Raw genomic sequence first — 2,441 nt, forward strand, 5'->3', positions numbered from 1 at the left:
AAAACCCGCCGCGAGATGAGCTCGTCGAGCGGGCGGCGGCGATCCTCGGTGTCCGCATGGACGATCTCTTCGTCGAAGCAGGGCGCCTGCCGCCGGACATGCGCGGTGATCTCAAGCAGGTGGTGCAGGCGTATCGGCGCCTGCGGCAGCAAGGATATCGATGATCTGCTTAGGGAATGCCGGAAATGTCTCTGCCTCCGCGATCCTTCTATTCCCTCACCGAAGTGGCCGTTCGGTGGTCCGTCATGCCGTTCGACGTGATCGGCTGGTCAACCGATGGCTTGCTGGCGCTATCGATCGCCGTGCCGCCGGTGAAGACCGAACCGGCCGAAACGCTGTCGGGCCTTGTCGATGTGGAGGCGCCACATCTGCTCCCGCTATTCCGGCGCGACGGCGCGCCCAGCCCGACTGTCGTGGTCCGTCGCTTGAAAGCCGGCGAAGGAGCGTTTTGCTGGATCGTCGAGCCGATGGAAGGCATCGGGATCACTGCCGCGGACGTGCTGGTCCGACGTGCCGAGGTCGAGCGCTTCGAGCGGCAATACGGGTTTTTCAACGGATTGCATGTGCCCGATGTCGGCGGCGGCCCGATGGAGCGCCGGCGGGGCGGGCCGGGCGTGCCACCGCGGCACGATTGGGATGCTTTCTATGCCGCCCTCACGCGCCGGATTCATGACCACGGTGTACCGGCGACCCAGGCCGAGCTGGTTCGCGATATGCTCGCCTGGTTCGAGGCCCGCGATGTCGAGCACGCACCGGACGAAAGCACTATACGCAAGAAGATTACGTCGGTCTGGCGGGAGTTGAGCCGTGCGTAGCCCTCCGCTCTTCCTCCGTTACGATCGCCTGGACGACCTTCATGTCCATGGGATTGTCGCTGATCTTCGCCACTTCTGCGGCTACGCTCGCCCAATGGAGGAAGCTCTTTCCGTCGCCGGAAAAGCGCGCCCGAGCAGCCAGGCGCTGGGCGTCGTAATAGGCCGTGTGGGGGTTCCTTGCGAGAAGGAGCCGCGCATCTTCATTGCGGCGAGATCGCAATGCCCGTCGTCGTTTCAGCCAATTTGATATCTGCCCAAACATGCCCGCCAGAATCCGAATAACCTTGCTGATCATGATCGCAACTCTTGCGATCATCGCAAGTGCTTCTGGGTCTGCCGCCGAGCCGCTGACTGGACCAGCGCGCGTGACTGATGGCGACACGATTATCGTTGGCGATGTGCGCATCCGGCTTGAGGGGATCGATGCGCCCGAAACCGATCAGGTTTGCCTGGATCGCGAACAACGGCGCGTGCCCTGTGGGATCAAGGCACGTGAGGCACTGGAAGGACTGATTGGCAGCCGGGCGGTCACGTGCCTTGGTGACCAGCTCGACCAATATGGGCGCCGGCTCATGATCTGCTCGGCCGGGAGACGGGAGATCAATGCCGCAATGGTCGAAGCGGGCTGGGCGCTCGCGTACCGCCGATATTCGCAGCGCTATGTGGCGCAAGAAAACGTCGCACGGGAGCACGCCGACGGGATGTGGGCCGGAGCGTTCATTGCACCCTGGGAATGGCGCCATCGCGACCGGAACACGCTCATTCTCGGCTCGATTTCCGTCCCGATCATGGCCCAGTCGGCACTGCTGCCGAGCAATCCCGAAGTCGCCTCGCCGGTGGAAGGGTGCAACATTAAGGGAAATGTCAGCCGTAACGGCGAGCGTATCTACCATGTGCCGGGGATGCGCGATTACGACCGGACCAGGATCAATGAGCGCTCCGGCGAACGGTGGTTTTGCACCGAAGACGAAGCTCGCGCCGCGGGCTGGCGAAGAGCGCGACGATGATATTACGCCGCTTGATCCGGGCCGATTTCTCGCGGCACGACCCTGAGCTTGGGCCGAAGAGCATCGCCAACCTGGTCGAGTCCCGCGCGAAGCGGATCGTCGTAGAGATGGGCGTAGCGTAGTGTCGTCTGCGCCTGCGTGTGTCCGAGCAGGCGCCCGACCATCGGCAGCGTCATGCCCCCCGACACGAGCAGCGAAGCGAACGTGTGGCGAAGATCGTGGATGCGAGTGTCACCTAGTTTCGCCTTCGTACGCACACCCTCCCAGAAGCTGTGCATCTCGCTTAGCGGCTTGCCTTTGATATCGCCGGGAAACACCCACGGACAATCGGAGGGCACGCCCGACCGAATGGTGCGCAACAATTCGACCGCGGCTTGCGAGAGCGGCACGCGGTGAAGCCGGCGCTGCTTCGTCGTCGCTGCCGGCTTGGTCCAGATCCCGTTCTCAAGATCGAACTGGTCCCAGCGCGCGTTCATCGCTTCGCCGCGCCGCGCGCCGGTCAGCAGAAGCAGGCGAACAACATTCGCGCAACGCCGGTTCGGATGATCGGCCAGGACCTCGGCGAGCCGCTTGATCTCGTCGGCCGACAGAAACCGATCGCGCGGCATCTCAGGGAAGC

The 2,441-nt window shown here is 63.6% G+C and carries 4 protein-coding genes; 2 read left to right on the forward strand and 2 right to left on the reverse strand.

The window, feature by feature from the left end; translation table 11 throughout:
* Nucleotides 1–185 precede the first annotated feature (185 nt).
* Complete coding sequence (locus VN004_RS14455) at nt 186–815, forward strand: hypothetical protein (protein ID WP_325611320.1); 630 nt, start codon at nt 186–188, stop codon at nt 813–815.
* Here VN004_RS14455 and VN004_RS14460 read toward each other — a convergent pair.
* Nucleotides 781–1,110: a hypothetical protein gene (locus VN004_RS14460; protein WP_325611322.1), complete on the reverse strand. Its 330-nt coding sequence runs from the start codon at nt 1,108–1,110 to the stop codon at nt 781–783. The two genes, VN004_RS14455 and VN004_RS14460, sit on opposite strands and share 35 nt — an antisense overlap.
* Here VN004_RS14460 and VN004_RS14465 point away from each other — a divergent pair.
* Nucleotides 1,109–1,822, forward strand: a complete 714-nt coding sequence (locus VN004_RS14465; protein ID WP_325611326.1) for a thermonuclease family protein — start codon at nt 1,109–1,111, stop codon at nt 1,820–1,822. The two genes, VN004_RS14460 and VN004_RS14465, sit on opposite strands and share 2 nt — an antisense overlap.
* A 2-nt stretch (nt 1,823–1,824) precedes the next feature.
* Here VN004_RS14465 and VN004_RS14470 read toward each other — a convergent pair.
* Nucleotides 1,825–2,441 (reverse strand): site-specific integrase (locus VN004_RS14470; protein WP_325611324.1); only part of this gene is annotated, 617 nt, incomplete at its 5' end.

Origin of the sequence: Pseudorhodoplanes sp., from assembly GCF_035565855.1 — a bacterium.
Lineage (GTDB): Bacteria > Pseudomonadota > Alphaproteobacteria > Rhizobiales > Xanthobacteraceae > Pseudorhodoplanes.

Coding starts and splice junctions, on each gene's coding strand:
- VN004_RS14455 (WP_325611320.1), top strand. CDS start 186: ATGTCTCTGCCTCCGCGATCCTTCTATTCCCTCACCGAAGTGGCCGTT.
- VN004_RS14465 (WP_325611326.1), top strand. CDS start 1,109: ATGATCGCAACTCTTGCGATCATCGCAAGTGCTTCTGGGTCTGCCGCC.
- VN004_RS14460 (WP_325611322.1), bottom strand. CDS start 1,110: ATGATCAGCAAGGTTATTCGGATTCTGGCGGGCATGTTTGGGCAGATA.